Below are 15,111 nucleotides of genomic sequence, written 5' to 3' on the forward strand. Positions count from 1 at the left end.
CCTTGTTGAGCCAACCATGGCTCGGCAACACGGGGGACTCGGATGCTGGACTTCCGCCGGTGGCTGCGCAGCGCAGCCGTGTGTACCGCATGGATGGCCGCGACGCCGTTGGCGCTCGCGGCACCCGATACCTGGAAGATGGCGGTCAGCCGCGATGCCGGCAGCGTGCTCGAATGGGTGCGCGGCAGCCGCGACGCCGGCGGCAGCCCGTTCGCCGTGGTCGACAAGCGCGCCGCCCGGATCTACGTCTTCGATGCCGCCGGCCGGCTGGCCGGCCAATCCGCGGTGCTCCTGGGCAGCGCGCCGGGCGACCACACGGTCCCCGGCGTGGGCCTGCGCGCGCAGACAGGCCACGTGCCACCGCAGGAACGCACCACGCCGGCCGGGCGCTTCGAGGCTTCTCCCGGTGTCAACACATCCGGTGAACACGTGGTGTGGGTGGACTACGAAAGCGCGTTCGCGATCCATCGCCTGCGCCCGGGCTTCTCTTTCAAGGCCCGTGCGGATCGGCTTGGCAACGACGTCGTGCAGGACCGGCGCGTGTCCTGGGGTTGCGTGGTGGTGCCGGAAGCCTTCTACCTGAAGGTGGTCGAGCCGGTGCTCGGACGCTCGCGCAGCATCGTCTATGTGCTGCCGGAATCCCGCCCGCTTCGCGCGGTGTTCAACGATCTCGAGTCCAACTGAAGACTCCATTTCGCGGGCGATCTGCAAGCTTTCGTCCGACAAATTGCTGCGCCGGGGACCGACGACGCCTCATGGGGGCAAGCCTACTCTGGGGTACCCGGCGCTCTCGCCGGGGAAGATCCAAATCCAAGCAGACCAAGGAGTCAAACATGTCGTTCAAGATCGTCATCGCAGCCGTCACGGCCGCCACCTTCAGCCTCGCCTTTGCCCAGGGCACGCCGCCGAAGCCCGCCAGCGACCCCGCCACGGGCGCCGGCCAGCGCAGCACGCAGAACACGCCGATGGGCTCGACCGGCACGCCGGGCGCCGGTTCCGGCGCAGCTGCGCAAGGCTCGACCAGCGGCAGCGGCTCGGCGTCCACCGCCGGCTCTTCCGGCACGATGAGCTCGGGCTCCAGCGCTTCCAGCACGCCGAGCAGCAGCGGTTCGTCGGACTCCGCGAGCTCGAGCTCCACGGGATCGGGCAGCATGGCGAGCAACAGCTCCTCGCGCTCCACCCGTACCGCCAAGGCCGACCGCAACTAAATCTGCGTCGCCCATGAAAAAGCGCGGCATGTGCCGCGCTTTTTCATTGGGTGTGGATCAGGCCAGGATGCGCTTGCCTTCCGAGGTGACGACGCAGCCGCTGATGCGCCACTGGTCGTCCTGCTGGCGGTTGAGCAGGTAGGTCAGCGACCACGCTGCGCCATTGACATCGGTGACGCGCACCTTCTGCATCGCGATCGTGCCGTCGGTCTCGGCCTTCAGGAACAGCACGCTGGCCGGCCGCACCAGCATCGGGTACTTCTCGCGGACGGTGGCGAGGAAGGTTTCCGCGTTGCCGAACTGCGTGCGCATGCCGGGATCGGCGAGTGCAAAGGCGCTGGCGGCGTCCTCGCTGGCCAGCGCATTGAGCTGCTGCTCCACCACGCGCTGCACGACCTGCGGCGTCACGCTTCTGGGCGCTGCCGCCTGGGGCAGGTCCGAAGCGAACACGCCGCCAAGCAGCACCGCGGTGAACAGCAGGGACCACGCCACCGCTGCCTTACTGCGCGCGCGCTGGCGCGAGCGAGCGGGCAGGCTGAAATCCTGGGGGGAAGGTTGGTACGGCACGGGCATCCTCAGGTGGAGCACTGGTCGATGGAGCGCACCTGCTGGTGGTCCGGGGCGGTGACGGTCTCGGCACGTACCCGCATCTGCATGCTGGCCGCCGCAAGGGCGATGCCCACCAATGTGAAGAAGCGCATCATCAGCGGACTCATCGGATTCTCCCTGGCGTTTTGTTGTGGTGTCGTGACCTGCCTTCAGGGTAGGTCCGCCGTGGGGATGCGACCTGTAGGTGAACGGCGCAGCGGCGCGTGGGAGCCTCCATCTCGCTGATGCCGGTGCGCCGGAGGCGCGGCCGCGAGGTGCTCCGCGATGGAAGCCGGCCGGCCCGCTGGGCAATGTTCTCGCTGATCGCGTGCGGAAGCGAAGAGTCCGATACCTGTCGTTGTAGCGCGGAGTCCGGCCGGCTTTGTGTGATTGGAATGCGCGCGCCGTTGCGGCCGCGCAGGCGCCGCCCGCGAGCGGCTGTAGGCACGCGTCAGCGCGGCCTGTGGGACCCTTGAAGGGCGGCCATGCCGCGCGGATCAGTCGCCCAGCAGGATGGGCAGGCCGGCGTCCGGCTCGAAGCGCTGGTTGCGCCAGGTCAGGCGCGTGGGTCCGGGCAGCACCTGTCGTTGCTGCGAATGCCCGGGGTCCCCGGGGTAGCACAGCACGCGGACGCCCTCGACGTCACGCGGCTCGGGACGAATGCAGGGCGGCGCACCGGAGCGCGCCGCCTGCAGCACGCCGGCGGCGCTGCGGTGGCGCGCCAGGTGCGCCAGGCTCATGATCTGTGGCGGCGCCAGTTCGATCTGGCCGTCCCAGTAGCGGCGCAGCGCTTCGCGCGGTGACAGCCAGACGCTCGCAGTGGCCTCATGCGTGTCGTGCCCGGGCACCTGGCCGGCCGGCACGGTGGCGACGAAGAAGCGGGTGTCGAAGCGCTTGCGCGTCACGCTGCTGAGGGTGGGCGTGATCCAGCGCGACCACGGGTGCAGCGTGCCGGCCGATAGCCGCACGCCGGTCGGCGCGAGCAATTCGTCGAAGCCGGGGCCGGTGCGCAGCGCGGCCCAGGCCGCGCTGGCCTGCTGCGGCGTCACGTCGGCGAGCAGGACGCCGGTTTCCTCGAACAGCTCGCGGATCGCGGTGACGAACAGCCCCGCCGCAGCCTCGGGTGCCAGGTCCGGTTCGCCCAGTCGCGCATGCAGGTCCCGCGGCGTCGCATCCAGGCGGTCCGCCCACTCCACGTCTTCGGCATCGACCTTGCCGCCGGGAAAGACGTAGGCGCCGCCGAGCACCTCGGACTGCCCGTGCCGCCGCAACAGGAAAACCTCCACGTCGTCCGGCGCATCCCGTAACAGGACGACCGTGGCGGAAGGGGCGGCCGGACCCTCGTTGAAGACGGTGTTCAGCTCCATGGCGGACAGCGTACCTTATGCTGCCGGCATGACTGATTTCACCGAAGCCATTGCCTATGCCCAGGCCCACGAGGTCGGCTGGCCGCGCGACCCGCAGGCCGACCCCGCACGCTGGGGCGTCCACCACGAGGACCCGCCGCCGTTCAACCGTTTGCGCGGCCCGGTGCATCCCCGCGGCGGCGTGTCCGGCGTCATCCGCGTGCGTGGCGAAGAAGTCGCGGCCTGGGGCGAGCCGGATCGGGCGGACCTGACCTACAGCGTGGCCAAGACGTTCCTGGCCTTGCTGGCCGGCATCGCGCAGGCGCGCGGCCTGTTGCAGCCGCAGGATCGCATCCACGAGACGTTGCCGGGCATCGGCTTCGACGATGCACACAACCGCCAGGTGACATGGGCGCACATGCTGGAGCAGACCAGTGAATGGCACGGCACCTGCCTGGGCATGCCCGACCAGGTGGAGCACAACCGCCGCGTCTCGCACGATCCCAAGCCGCCGCAGGGGCGCAAGGGGGAAGCGCGCGTGCTGCAGCCGCCGGGGACGTATTGGGAATACAACGACGTGCGCATCAACCAGCTGTCGCTGGCGCTGCTGCACCTGTTCGGCCGGCCGCTGCCGGAGGTGTTTCGTGAAGAGGTGCTGGCCCCGCTGGGCGGCGGTGACAACTTCCGCTGGGTCGGCTATGACGATGCGTGGGTCGACATCGGGGGCCAGCGCATGCAGTCGGTGCCCGGCGGCACGCACTGGGGCGCCGGCGTCAGCATCAGCGCACGCGACCAGGCGCGCGTCGGCCAGTTGCTGCTGGATGGCGGCGCCCATGGCGGCCGCCAGATCGTGCCCCGCGACTGGATCACGCGGATGCAGCAGCCGTGCGCGATCGCGCCGTTCTACGGCTGGCTGGTCTGGCTGAACCGGGGCGGCGCCATGTTCGCCGACGCGCCGCACGACAGCTGGTTCATGGTGGGCGCGGGCGGCCACTATGTGTGGATGAACCCGGCGCAGCACGCCGTGGTGGTGGTGCGCTGGCTGGACCCGGCGCGCTCGCCGGGCTTCGTGAGCCGCGTCACGCGCGCGCTGGCGTAGGCCGGTGGGTGCGCGCGAAGCCGAACCCCGGTGATGGGGTTCATCCCCCCGTGCGCAACCGCTCTTCGATCAACTGCCGCGTCGCGCGGATCTCGGAGGCGAAGGGGCTCTGGGAATCCGCCGCGCCGTCGATCAACGCCAGCGCTTCGCGGTGCTTGCCCTGGTCGGACAAGGTCTGCGCCAGGTTGTTCTTCAGGATCGCCGATTGCGGATTCTTCTGCAGCGCCGTTCGCAACACGCCCGCGGCGTCTGCGAGCGAGCCCTGGGCGTGCAGGTGGTTCGCGAGTCCCACCGCGGCAGGCAGGCTGTCCGGCCAGCGCGCGAGCGCCGCGCGGTAAGCGCTGACCGTCGCATCCATGTTGCCGCCGCGCGCGAGTCCGAGCAGGGCTTCGAGCCACCGCGGTTCGGTGGCCGTGACGGGAATGCGGTCCGGGGGGGTGACGACCATCGACCAGTGGCCGCCGGGCTCCCACGTGCGCTCGAAGAAGCTGAAAGGCATTTCCTGCCGCTTCTGAAGTCCGGAACGCAGGAACAGCGTGCCCGTTTCGTAGTCGAAGCCGTTGACCACGGCGTAGTGCCATCGGGGCCACAGCATGCCGACGTCCTGCAGCACGAGCACTGGATTGCCGGCGGCGATCTCCCGCAGCATGTCGGCGTACTTCGGTTCGAGCCGGTAGCTCACCAGCCCGTGGCGCCGTGGTGTCGCCAGCATTTCCAGCTGCAGGCTGCCTTTGCGGGCGGGCAACCAGACTTCGGGGACCAGCGCCGCGGGCGTCACGCGTGCCCCGCTGTTGTTCATGGCCATGGCCAGCGCGGCGGGGCCGCACTGGTATTCATCCTGGGGAAAGAAGGGAACCTGTGCCAGCTCCACCTGCCGGGAGACGGTCGCCGGCCATCCGGTGCGCAGAGCGGTGGTTTGCGGGATCAGCGTCGAGCAGCCGGAAACGCAAAGGAGCACGGTGGCCCACAAGGTGAGCCACCGTGCCAGGCGCGGGACGTTCGGTGGTCGCGCCTGCATGCGGCCTACTTGCGGATCACGTAGTACCAGATCAGCGCCGCGATCAGGATGACGGCAACGATGGCCCAGCCACTGGAGGCGCCGGCGGGAGCGGCCTGGATGTCCTGCGCCAGGGTCTGCACTTCCGCTTCCGACATCGTCTTCACGCGTTCGCGAGCGGCAATCGGGTCGACGCCGGCAAGCTGCATCTGCGCAACCACTTCAGCGCGGTCGAGCGTCCCGAGCACCATGGCGCGCTCGGCGCTCATCGTGCCGCCGGCCGCCTGCTCGGCACCGATCATTCCGGCGTTGGCCGACTGGAACGACAACGCGAGAACCGAGATGACCAGCGCGCGGCAGGTCGTTTTCTTCAAGCCGAGGTTCATGGAATACGCTCCTTGTTGCATGGGCCCGCGTCGGACGGAACGCCTCGACCGGAGCGTCCATTTACGCATGGGGGCTGAAGGCGAGGTGTGGCGCTTCACCAAGGGGAAACACGTTGGTACAAGTGTTTCCGCCAGCGCCCACTGCGCGAAAAGCGCAGGCGGCGGCACGTGTACGCACAGAATGCGCCCATGAACCCGACCGATTTTTCCGCCGGTGCCGCGTGGCAGCGCGGCGCTTTCGTGCCCATCGCCAACGCCAGCGTGCCGCTGACGGACTGGGGCTTCCTGCGCTCGGACGCGACCTATGACGTCGTGACGGTCTGGGACGGGGCGTTCTTCCGGCTCGACGCGCACCTCGAACGCTTCGCGCGCAGTTGCGCGCGCTTCCGGCTCGACCCGGGGCGCACGCCAGGGGAGATCACGGACATCCTGGCGCAGTGCGTGCGGCTGGCCGGCTTGCGCAACGCCTATGTGGAGATGCTGTGCACGCGCGGCCAGCCCCCATGGGGATCACGCGACCCGCGCCAGGCGGTCAACCAGTTCTTCGCCTTCGCGGTGCCTTACGTGTGGATCGCCAACGAAGAGCAGCGGGCGCGCGGACTGAACGTGATCGTCAGCGACGTGCAGCGGATTCCGCCGTCCAGCGTGGACCCGACCGCGAAGAACTATCACTGGAACGACCTGACGATGGGCCTGCTCGGGGCGCTCGATGCCGGCGGCGACTCGGTGCTGCTGACGGATGCGCATGGCAACGTCGTCGAAGGCCCGGGCTTCAACGTCTTTGCAGTGCGGCGGGGCCGCCTGGTCACCCCGCGCGAAGGCGTGCTGGAAGGCATCACCCGGCGCACCGTGATCGAGATGGCGGGAGCGCTGGGGATCCCGGTGGACCTGCGCGCATTGCCCGCGGACGAACTGCGGACGGCCGACGAAGCCTTCCTCAGCACGTCGGGTGGCGGCGTTCTCGCGGTGACGAAGGTCGATGGACGCGCCGTGGGCAGCGGCCGGGCTGGCGCCGTCACCCAGCGCTTGCAGGAAACGTACTGGGCGTGGCACCGCGACCCGCGGTACAGCACGCCGGTCGCCTACTGAATCAGGACTGCGGCGGCACCACCTCGTCCAGCACCTCCGGGTCGCGGCGGATGGTGTCGCGTTCGCGGTGCTCCCTGCGGTCCTTCTTGCCGAACGCGTGCTCCAGCGCATGGATGAGCTTGTCGGCCGCGCCGCGAAAAGCCACGTTCTGGTCGGCGGCAAAGCTGGTCACGGCGATCGGCGCCCGGCCGTTCACGCGCGCTTCCATCATGCAGCGCTTGTCGTTGCCGCCGCCCTTGCCGGAATGGTTCTCGTCCGTCATCTGCACTTCGATGCTCGTGATGTCCTGCTCGAAGCGCCCGAGGTGTTCGTTGACGTAATCGGTGGCCCAGCTTTCCAGGGCGTCCTTGTTCTCGACGCCGTTGCTGGTGTTCACTTGCACTTTCATCATCTTCGGTTTCCTTTCGGTCAGTCTTCATGCTGCGGACGGCCGCGCTGGCCGGCAAGGGGCACGCGGTGCATTGGCTTGTGGGACACGGCTGGCGCAGCGCGTTTATGCTTCGGCCAAGGAGCAAGCATGCTGGACATCATCGAAGCCGAAACCGGCGACAACCCCGTCGCCACCCTCATCATCCTCCACGGCCTGGGCGCCGACGGCAACGATTTCGTGCCGGTGGCGCAGGAGCTCGACCTCGACGCGGTCGGGCCGGTGCGCTTCATCTTCCCCCACGCACCCGTGTTGCCGGTGACCATCAATGGTGGCCACCGCATGCGCGCCTGGTACGACATCATCGGCTTCGACGCCGCTGCGCCGCAGGACGAGGCGGGCCTGCGCCGCTCGATGGCGATGGTGCAGGCGCTGCTCAAGCGCGAGAACGAGCGCGGCGTTCCGTCGGACCGCATCGTGCTGGCCGGTTTCTCGCAAGGCTGCGCCATGTCGCTGCTGGCCGGGGTGCGCCATGGCGAACGACTGGCCGGCATCGCCGGGCTCTCCGGCTACCTGCCGCTGGCCGACAAGACGGCGGCCGAACGCAGCCCCGCCAACCAGTCGACGCCGATCTTCCTGGCCCACGGCACCCACGACGAGGTCGTTGCATTGGAGCGTGGCGAGGCCTCCCGGGACGCGCTGCGGGCGCTGGGCTACCCGGTGGAGTGGCACGAGTACGTCATGGGCCACGCGGTGACACCGCTGGAAATCGCCGAACTGAACGACTGGCTGTTGCGCGTGCTGTCCGCGTCCTGACGGTTGTGCACAGCCTGTGCGCCTACACACGAGGCGCGCAGGCCCGCTAGGCTGGAAGCATCCGAAAAATTCAGGAGCTTTCGATGAACAGGAATCCATTGCTGGGCCAGGTGCTCGGCGGCCTCTTCGGCCAGGCCATGATGCGGCGCCGCGGCGGCGCCATGGGCGGAATGGGCGGCCTCGGCGGCGGCCTTGGCGGCATCGCGCTGGGCAGCGTGCTCGGCGGCCTGATGCGCGGTGGACGCAGCCCCATGGGCGTGCCGGGGCCCCGCAGCGGCGGCGGCAGTCAGGCGGCAGTGTTGATGATGCTGCTGCCGCTGGCGATGCGCTGGGTCCAGCGCAATGGCGGCGTCGGCGCGGTGCTTGACAAGTTCAAGCAGAAGGGCTTCGACCGCCAGGCCAAGTCGTGGCTTGCCACTGGCGACAACGATGGGGTCGACGAGAAGGCGGTCGAGGAGGTCGTCGGCCGCGAGGAACTGAGCGCGATGGCGCAGCGCCTGGGCGTGCCGGAACATGAGGTGGCCCAGGCCTTCGCCGAAATCATGCCGGAGATGGTCGACAAGCTGTCGCCTGAAGGGCGGTTGCCGCGCGAGGCCGACGACGTGCTGGACGAAGGCGCGCGGACGCTGGAAAAGGAAATCGAGGACGTGCAGTTCCGCGAGGTTTCGTCGAACCAACGCTAATCCGGACATCCGGACATCCGGACGCAGAAGTCGCAGAAGCTGCGCACGCAGAAGACGCAGAAAACACTTTGCAGGTACCTTCTGCATCTTCTGCGGTACTTCTGCGCCTTCTGGTCCGGCGCCGTATTCGGGCGTCCAGGCTGTCGCCCCCGCCGCCAGCAGGTTTTGCCCAAAGGTGTTAACTTCGCACGCGAAAAGCAACCAGGGCGAGACGACCGATTCCATGAGCATCCTGCAACAGGCCTTGAGCACGCTGGCGCCCTCGCGGCTGCAAGGCATCCGGCGCGGCATCGAAAAGGAGAGCCTGCGGGCCTCCCGTGCCGGCGCGCTGGCGCTGACACCGCACCCGGGCGCCCTCGGCTCGGCGCTGACGCACCCGAACATCACGACCGACTACAGCGAGTCACAGCTGGAGCTGATCACGGGCGTGCACGGCAGCGTCGAGCAGTGCCTGGAGGAGCTGACCCAGGTCCACCAGTTCACGTACCGCGCGCTCGGCGACGAATTGATGTGGGTCGGCAGCATGCCTTGCGTGCTGCCGCCCGACGAAACCATCCCGATCGGCCGCTACGGCGGCTCGAACGTGGGGCGCGCCAAGAGCGTGTACCGCATGGGCCTGGCCCACCGGTACGGCCGGCGCATGCAGACCATCTCCGGCATCCACTACAACTGGTCGCTGCCGGGCGTGAGCGATGCGGACTACTTCGGGCTGATCCGCAATTTCCGCCGCCATGCTTTCCTGCTGCTGTACCTGTTCGGCGCATCGCCGGCCGCGTGTTCGAGCTTCGTCAATGCCCGCCAGCACGAGCTGCAGACGCTGACGCCGGGCACGGTGTACATGCCGCACGGCACGTCCTTGCGCATGGGCCGCCTGGGTTACCAGAGTGCCGCGCAGTCCAGCCTGGCCGTCAGCTACAACGGCCTCGAGGGCTACGCCGCGTCGTTGCACGAAGCGCTGACCAAGCCGTACCCGGCTTACGAGGCAATCGGCATCGTCAATCCGGGCGGCGAATACAACCAGCTGGCCACCAGCCTGCTGCAGATCGAGAACGAGTTCTACGGAACCATCCGGCCCAAGCGCGTGATCCGCCCCGGCGAGCGTCCGCTGCATGCGCTGCGCGAGCGGGGCGTGGAGTACGTCGAGGTGCGCCTGATGGACCTCGACCCGTTCGTGCCGATCGGCATCAAGGCCCAGACGATCCGGTTCCTGGACGTGTTCCTGCTGCATTGCCTGCTGTCCGGCAGCCCGGAGGACACGCCGCAGGAGATCGCCGCGCTGGGCCGCAACCAGCACCGCACCGCCGCCTACGGGCGCGAGCCGGGCCTGAAGCTCGAGCGCGATGGCGGCGAAGTGAAGCTGACCCAATGGGGCGGCGAAATCGTCGAGCAATGCGGCCCGATCGCCGCCATGCTCGACTCGGTGCACGGAACCAGCGACTACGGCGACGCGCTGCGCTCCGCCGAGGCGCTGCTGCAGAATCCGGACATGCTGCCGTCGGCCCGCGTGCTGGCCGCCATGGCGCGCGACCACTGGAACAGCTTTGCCGCGTTCACGCTGTCGCAGTCGCAGCAAGCCAAGGACAAGCTGCTCAAGCTGCCGTACGCCGGCGGGTTGCATGCCCGGCTGGAGGGGCTGGCCCGCCAGTCGCTCGAAGACCAGGCGACCGTCGAGGCGGCCGACACCATGCCCTTCGAGCAATACCGGCAGCAGTACATTTCGCCCGAGCGCCTGGGCAAGGGCAAGGCGGCGATCGCGCCGGCCCTCGCCACCGTCTGACCGCGGCAAAGGAATACCCCCATGCGCTTTGCGACCCTGCTGCTGGCTGCGTGCATCGGCACCGCCGCGGTCGCCGCGCCGCCGGAGCGCAAGGAAAAGGACGGCGTCGACCCGCGAGCCCGGAACCCCGAGGTGGGCAAGGGCTCGCAGCTGGCCACCCAGCCGCTCAAGCCCGGCGCGTACTTCAACGAGCAGGCCCGCAAAGGCGTGCGCGAGTACTACGCCAAGGGCAAGCAATGCCCGCCGGGCCTGGCCAGGAAGAACAACGGCTGCTTGCCGCCCGGCCAGGCGAAGAAGTGGCAGATCGGCGAGCCCATGCCGCGCGACGCGGCCCCGGCCCCGGTGCCGCAGGACGTCCTCGCCTTGCTGCCCAGGCTGCCCCCGGGCCACCAGTACATCGCCTATGGCGGCGACATCCTGCTGATCGCCGCCGGCTCGCGGATGGTGGTGGACGCCATCACCATCCAGGTCACCGTCCGCTGATGCCGGCGCGACGCCAAACGCTTACAATCCAGCTCATCTGACTGCCGGTGCTGCCCTCCGCGAGGGGTGCGATGCTGCTCGCGAGGCGCCACCGGCTGTTCCCAGCAAGGAGCGTCTTTTTGCCCAAGGAAGAACTGATCGAGATGAACGGCCGGGTGGCCGAGATCCTGCCGGACTCGCGCTACCGCGTGGTCCTGGAGAATGGCCATGAACTGGTGGCCTATACCGGCGGGAAGATGCGCAAGAACCACATCCGCATCATCGCCGGCGACCTGGTGAGCCTGGAGCTGTCGCCCTACGACCTGACCAAGGGCCGCATCATGTTCCGCCACCTGCCCAACCGCAACCCGGCGGGGATGCCGCCCCCGCAACACCGCCGGCGCTGACGCTCGAGGCGTCTCACGACACCTCCACGCCATGGAGGTGCTGCCGCAGCCGATCGATCTCCTCCGACAGCGAGGGCGCGTCGCCCTCCGCGGCCCGTGCCGAGATCCGGCGACTTTGCCAGGCCGCCCAATGGAACCCGAACAAGGCCAGCCCGCCCGCTGCCCGATGCGAAACCGCGCGCAGTTCCTGCCGGTCGCCCTGGGCCAGCGCATTCCTCATCACCTCCACCATCCGCCGCCGTGACTCCAGGAAGGCCGGGATCTCGCGCAGCAGGTGCGGGTCCACCCGCACGCTCACGCCGGCCGCGGGTTCCGCCGGCGCAGCGGCGGGGTCCTGCAGGTCCAGTGGCACCTGCATCGGCAGCAGCCCGCCGCCCGCATCCAGCTCCTGGAACGTGGCCACCAGCGTCTCGCGCGTGAACGGCTTGGTCAGGAAGCGGTTGCTGCCGGCAGCCAGTCCGCGCCGGATCGAAAAGGAATCGTCGTTCGACGACATCATGATGATCACGCACGGCCTGCGGCCTTCCGCTTCCTCGCGCTGCCGGATCCGGGCCACCGCTTCCAGCCCGTTCATGCCCGGCATCTCCATGTCCATCACGATGATGTCGGGCCACTGGCGGGCCACTGCGTCCACGGCGGCCTGGCCGTGCTCGGCGGTCTCGATGGTGAACGGCGGCGACGGCAGGTAGCGCAGCAGCAGCACGCGGTTGTATTCGTCGTCGTCCACGACCAGCACCCGCCGCGGCGCCAGTGCGGCCCACATCGGCGCGGGCGCGGTGGACGCATCGGCTGGCGCGGGCAGCGGCAGCTGTTCGTTGCCCAGCGCGCGCAGGGTGAGCGTGATCACGGTCATCGCCTCGCCGGTCTCCATCTCGAGCTCGCCTTCCTGCACGCGCGCCATCAGTCGCGCGGAGTACGTGCCCAGGCCGGTGCCGCCGCTCTTGCCCGCGGTGACGTACTTGTCGAAGAAGCGGGGCGCGACCTGCGGGTCCACCGTTGACGGGTTGCGCACGCGCACCCGCACGCGCTCGCCAGGATCGAGGGTGACGCGCACCACGCCCCCTGCCGGCGTGGCCTCGATGGCGTTCTTCACCACGTTGCCAAGCAGCGAATAGCAAAGCAGTTCCTCGGCCCGCGCGTACACCGGCTGCGCGAACTCGGGCTCCATCCGCACCTGCACCCGGCCGGCATCGGCCTGGCCCCGCAGGTCGAGCAGCACGCGCCGGATCACGTCCACCAGGTTCACCGCCTGCGGCCGGAACGCGTAGGTGCCCATCTCCATGCGCGCGAGGTCGAGCGACAGGTTGACCATCTCCAGCATGCGGTAGCCCGCGCGCTCGGCGATGGCCAGCAGCTCGCCGTGCTCCGGCTGGACCGCCGCGTCCTCGCGCAGCAGGCGCGCCACGCCGATGATGCTGTTCAGCGGCGTCTTCAGGTCGTGCCGCGACATGCGCTCCACGTCCTCGCGCAGCCGCGCGTTCTCGGCCAGCGCCGCGTTCTGGCGCTGCAGGCCGTCGGCCAGCGCGCGGTGGTCGGTGATGTCGAGGTAGGAGCAGATGTAGCGCAGCACCCGGCCGTCGCGGTCGCGCAGGCTGATCGCCTCCGCATGCACCCACACCGCGTCGCCGTCGCGCCGCAGCAGCCGGTACTCCAGGGGCTCGTGCCGCATCTCGCCGGCGCGCACCGAGCGGTCGCGCAGCTGGTTCATGTACGCGTCGCGCACCATGTCGCGGTCGGCCGGATGGATGTGCTCGAAGATCGGTCCCCAGTTCGCCGTATCGGTGTCCGGGGGATGACCCATGATCTCGAGCAGCCGCGCCGAATAGCGGGCGAGGTTGCGCGTGTAGTCCCAGTCCAGGATGCCGGCCTGCGTGGCGCGCACCAGCAGGTCCACCTTCTCGCGCTGTTCGGCGCTGCGCTGCTCCTCGGTGTTGAGCGCGCGCGCCAGCCGCCGCAGCAGCACCATCGCGGGGGACAACATGAAGGCCAGCAGGCTGAAGGCGGTGATGCTGCTCTGCGTGCGGCCGGCATCGAAGGACTCCAGCGCGTTGAGGGCCAGGGCCAGCGCGAGGAAGGCCATGCCCACGAGGATCACGCCCGCGTCCTTGCGGCCTTGCCGCGCGGCGCGCGAGATCGCCACGGTGATGTAGACGCCGATCGCGACGCCCAGGGCCTGGCCATACCAGACCAGGTGGCTGTAGATGCGGCCGGGCGTGAAGGCAACCACCACCACCGCCAGCGCGCAGGCCGCGGTGAACATGCGCACGACCCCTGGCCGCAAGGTGCGGGGGAACAGCTGGTCGACCACCGTCACGAACAGCGCCATCGAGGCGAACCACGAGAAGTACTCGATGCGCAGGTAGGTTTCCCAGTCGGTCTCGGGCCCGCCCAGCTGCAGCAGCAGGCGGTCCCCGTTCATGTCGGTGTACACGGTGAGGGCGGTGGCCAGCAGGCCGAAGTACATCGGCAACCGCTCCTTGCGCCGCGCCAGGAAGAAGATGAAACCGGAGATGCTGAGCACCAGGTAGGCGCCCAGCAGGATGGTGTCGAGCGCCAGGCGCTGCTGGTGCCGCGGTGCAAGCTCGTCGATCGGCCCCGCCACGGGGGTGCGGATGAAGCCCCCGGAGCGATGCGAGTAGTTGGAGATATGGACGGTGATGCGCAGCGGACAGGGGAAAGGTTCGGTCAGCACGGCGCGGCGGCCGATCGCCGGGCGGGCGGATCCAGGAGTAGCGCCGGGGACGCCCTGCGCGGCCACCAGCCGGCCGTTGACGAACAGGCGCATGGCGGTGCGCTGCGCGGGGACCGACAGGGCAAGCTGCTCGCCCGCCGGGCACTTCACCACCAGGGTGTAGCTGCCGTGGCCGTCGGGACCGGGCGCCTTGCGGCCGGCCGTGACGTCGTTCCACTCCGAAGGCACGGGCGCCACCTCGGTGAGCGGGACCTTGTCGAAAGCCGGATTGGTGAAGGCCTGCCAGTCGAACAGCCAGTCCCCGCGCAGCGAATGCACGCTGGAAGTTGCGCCCAGGCGGGACAGGTCGAGCACGCCGGCCACGGCGGCGTTCGCCTGTGCGAGCGCGGTGACTGGCAGGAAGCAGGCAACAACGAGCAGGGCGCGCGCACAGGCACGCCAGGCCGCCCGCAGGCAGCGCTGCGCAGGCTCAGAGCTTGGCAGGCCGGGTGGGTGCGAAGTTGTCACCGGCCTTGCTGTGGCGCTTCATGTCCTCGTCGCGCAAGGACAGCAGCCGCTCGAGGTCGGAACGCACTTCGTCGACAGGCTTGGGAATGAACACCGGCCCGGCGATCACGTCGCCCGAATGTTCTTCCGGCGCGGCTGCAACCGGCTCTGCGGCCGGCTCCTGCGGGGGCGCCGTCCAGGCGCCGGCATTCGGCAGCGGCGGGCACTTGCTGATGTCGTCGAGGGTGAACTGCCAGGAGAAACCCATCAGCCAGTCGGCGGCCAGCGGGTCCAGCAGCATCAGCCGCTGGACGAACTCCTGCTCCAGCGCCGGGGCGTGCTGCAACAGGCGCGGCTCGAAGTGGCGCATGAGGAAGCGCACATGGATGCCTTGCTCGCGCTTGGAGTTGGTGGTGCGCAGCAGGTCAGCGCTGAGCCAGGCATTCGGGATGCCGTTGCGCATCAGCAGCTCGCGCAGCACGAGCTTGAGCACGTCCTTGCGCACCTGGTGCGGCGAGCTGGTGGCCTGCGTCGACTGCGAAGGGGCGAACTGGGTGCTGGCAGCCGGAACCGGGCGCTTGGCCGCCTTCGCGCCAGCGCTTTTCTTCCCGAGCAGCAGATCCAGCATCCCCATGTCGTTCTCCCCGCCGCGGCGGCTTTGCTTGCTGGTCGAATTCTGGCCTTGCTCGACCTTGGGGAGTCGGATTT

At 69.2% G+C, this 15,111-nt stretch carries 17 protein-coding genes; 9 read left to right on the top strand and 8 right to left on the bottom strand.

Going from position 1 to position 15,111, the window contains the following annotated elements; all coding sequences use genetic code 11:
• The first annotated feature begins 42 nt into the window (after positions 1-42).
• Together WG902_RS13990 and WG902_RS13995 are read left to right on the top strand one after the other, a co-directional pair.
• Positions 43-684, top strand: coding sequence for a L,D-transpeptidase (locus tag WG902_RS13990; protein WP_340060701.1), 642 nt, complete (start codon positions 43-45; stop codon positions 682-684).
• Positions 685-833: 149 nt separating this feature from the next.
• Entirely contained in the window at positions 834-1,208 is a 375-nt protein-coding gene (locus WG902_RS13995; RefSeq protein WP_340060702.1) for a hypothetical protein, read from the top strand.
• A 57-nt stretch (positions 1,209-1,265) separates the two neighbouring features.
• Here the strand turns inward: WG902_RS13995 and WG902_RS14000 are convergent, their stop codons facing one another.
• The 3 genes from WG902_RS14000 to WG902_RS14010 form a co-directional block, all read right to left on the bottom strand.
• Positions 1,266-1,796 carry a DUF4864 domain-containing protein gene (locus tag WG902_RS14000; RefSeq protein ID WP_340060703.1) on the bottom strand — a complete coding sequence of 177 codons (531 nt, stop codon included), beginning with the start codon at positions 1,794-1,796 and terminating at the stop codon, positions 1,266-1,268.
• Positions 1,784-1,924, bottom strand: coding sequence for a hypothetical protein (locus tag WG902_RS14005; protein WP_340060704.1), 141 nt, complete (start codon positions 1,922-1,924; stop codon positions 1,784-1,786). The genes WG902_RS14000 and WG902_RS14005 overlap by 13 nt, the downstream gene beginning before the upstream one ends.
• A gap of 369 nt (positions 1,925-2,293) precedes the next feature.
• Entirely contained in the window at positions 2,294-3,163 is an 870-nt protein-coding gene (locus WG902_RS14010) for an NUDIX hydrolase (protein ID WP_340060705.1), read from the bottom strand.
• A 28-nt stretch (positions 3,164-3,191) separates the two neighbouring features.
• Here WG902_RS14010 and WG902_RS14015 point away from each other — a divergent pair, with 28 nt between their 5' ends.
• On the top strand, positions 3,192-4,241 hold the full coding sequence (locus WG902_RS14015; protein ID WP_340060706.1) for a serine hydrolase domain-containing protein: 1,050 nt from the start codon (positions 3,192-3,194) through the stop codon (positions 4,239-4,241).
• 40 nt (positions 4,242-4,281) lie between these two features.
• On the opposite strand, the gene WG902_RS14020 is transcribed toward WG902_RS14015, so the two are convergent.
• Together WG902_RS14020 and WG902_RS14025 are read right to left on the bottom strand one after the other, a co-directional pair.
• Positions 4,282-5,259 carry a PA2778 family cysteine peptidase gene (locus WG902_RS14020; protein WP_340060707.1) on the bottom strand — a complete coding sequence of 326 codons (978 nt, stop codon included), beginning with the start codon at positions 5,257-5,259 and terminating at the stop codon, positions 4,282-4,284.
• Between the two features lie 5 nt (positions 5,260-5,264).
• Positions 5,265-5,624, bottom strand: coding sequence for a PA2779 family protein (locus WG902_RS14025; RefSeq protein WP_340060708.1), 360 nt, complete (start codon positions 5,622-5,624; stop codon positions 5,265-5,267).
• A 189-nt stretch (positions 5,625-5,813) separates the two neighbouring features.
• On the opposite strand from WG902_RS14025, the gene WG902_RS14030 reads away from it, so the two are divergent.
• Positions 5,814-6,713 carry an aminotransferase class IV gene (locus tag WG902_RS14030; protein WP_340060709.1) on the top strand — a complete coding sequence of 300 codons (900 nt, stop codon included), beginning with the start codon at positions 5,814-5,816 and terminating at the stop codon, positions 6,711-6,713.
• A 1-nt stretch (position 6,714) separates the two neighbouring features.
• Here WG902_RS14030 and WG902_RS14035 read toward each other — a convergent pair whose 3' ends face one another.
• Positions 6,715-7,104: an HPF/RaiA family ribosome-associated protein gene (locus tag WG902_RS14035; protein WP_340060710.1), complete on the bottom strand. Its 390-nt coding sequence runs from the start codon at positions 7,102-7,104 to the stop codon at positions 6,715-6,717.
• A 126-nt stretch (positions 7,105-7,230) separates the two neighbouring features.
• Here WG902_RS14035 and WG902_RS14040 point away from each other — a divergent pair, with 126 nt between their 5' ends.
• The 5 genes from WG902_RS14040 to infA all read left to right on the top strand — a co-directional run bounded on the left by WG902_RS14040 (position 7,231) and on the right by infA (position 11,225).
• Positions 7,231-7,896 carry an alpha/beta hydrolase gene (locus tag WG902_RS14040; protein ID WP_340060711.1) on the top strand — a complete coding sequence of 222 codons (666 nt, stop codon included), beginning with the start codon at positions 7,231-7,233 and terminating at the stop codon, positions 7,894-7,896.
• A gap of 83 nt (positions 7,897-7,979) precedes the next feature.
• Complete coding sequence (locus WG902_RS14045) at positions 7,980-8,579, top strand: YidB family protein (protein WP_340060712.1); 600 nt, start codon at positions 7,980-7,982, stop codon at positions 8,577-8,579.
• Positions 8,580-8,802: 223 nt separating this feature from the next.
• Positions 8,803-10,356 (top strand): glutamate--cysteine ligase, encoded by a 1,554-nt coding sequence (gshA, locus tag WG902_RS14050; RefSeq protein WP_340060713.1) that lies wholly within the window; start codon positions 8,803-8,805, stop codon positions 10,354-10,356.
• Positions 10,357-10,377: 21 nt separating this feature from the next.
• Positions 10,378-10,839 carry a hypothetical protein gene (locus tag WG902_RS14055; protein WP_340060715.1) on the top strand — a complete coding sequence of 154 codons (462 nt, stop codon included), beginning with the start codon at positions 10,378-10,380 and terminating at the stop codon, positions 10,837-10,839.
• A gap of 119 nt (positions 10,840-10,958) precedes the next feature.
• Entirely contained in the window at positions 10,959-11,225 is a 267-nt protein-coding gene (infA, locus tag WG902_RS14060) for a translation initiation factor IF-1 (RefSeq protein ID WP_340060716.1), read from the top strand.
• A gap of 13 nt (positions 11,226-11,238) precedes the next feature.
• Here the strand turns inward: infA and WG902_RS14065 are convergent, their stop codons facing one another.
• On the bottom strand, positions 11,239-14,424 hold the full coding sequence (locus WG902_RS14065) for a response regulator (protein WP_340060717.1): 3,186 nt from the start codon (positions 14,422-14,424) through the stop codon (positions 11,239-11,241).
• Positions 14,387-15,037 carry a hypothetical protein gene (locus WG902_RS14070; protein ID WP_340060718.1) on the bottom strand — a complete coding sequence of 217 codons (651 nt, stop codon included), beginning with the start codon at positions 15,035-15,037 and terminating at the stop codon, positions 14,387-14,389. Before WG902_RS14070 ends, WG902_RS14065 begins: the two co-directional genes overlap by 38 nt.
• Positions 15,038-15,111: the final 74 nt, after the last annotated feature.

It is taken from the genome of Ramlibacter sp. PS3R-8, from assembly GCF_037572435.1.
Classification (GTDB): domain Bacteria; phylum Pseudomonadota; class Gammaproteobacteria; order Burkholderiales; family Burkholderiaceae_C; genus Ramlibacter.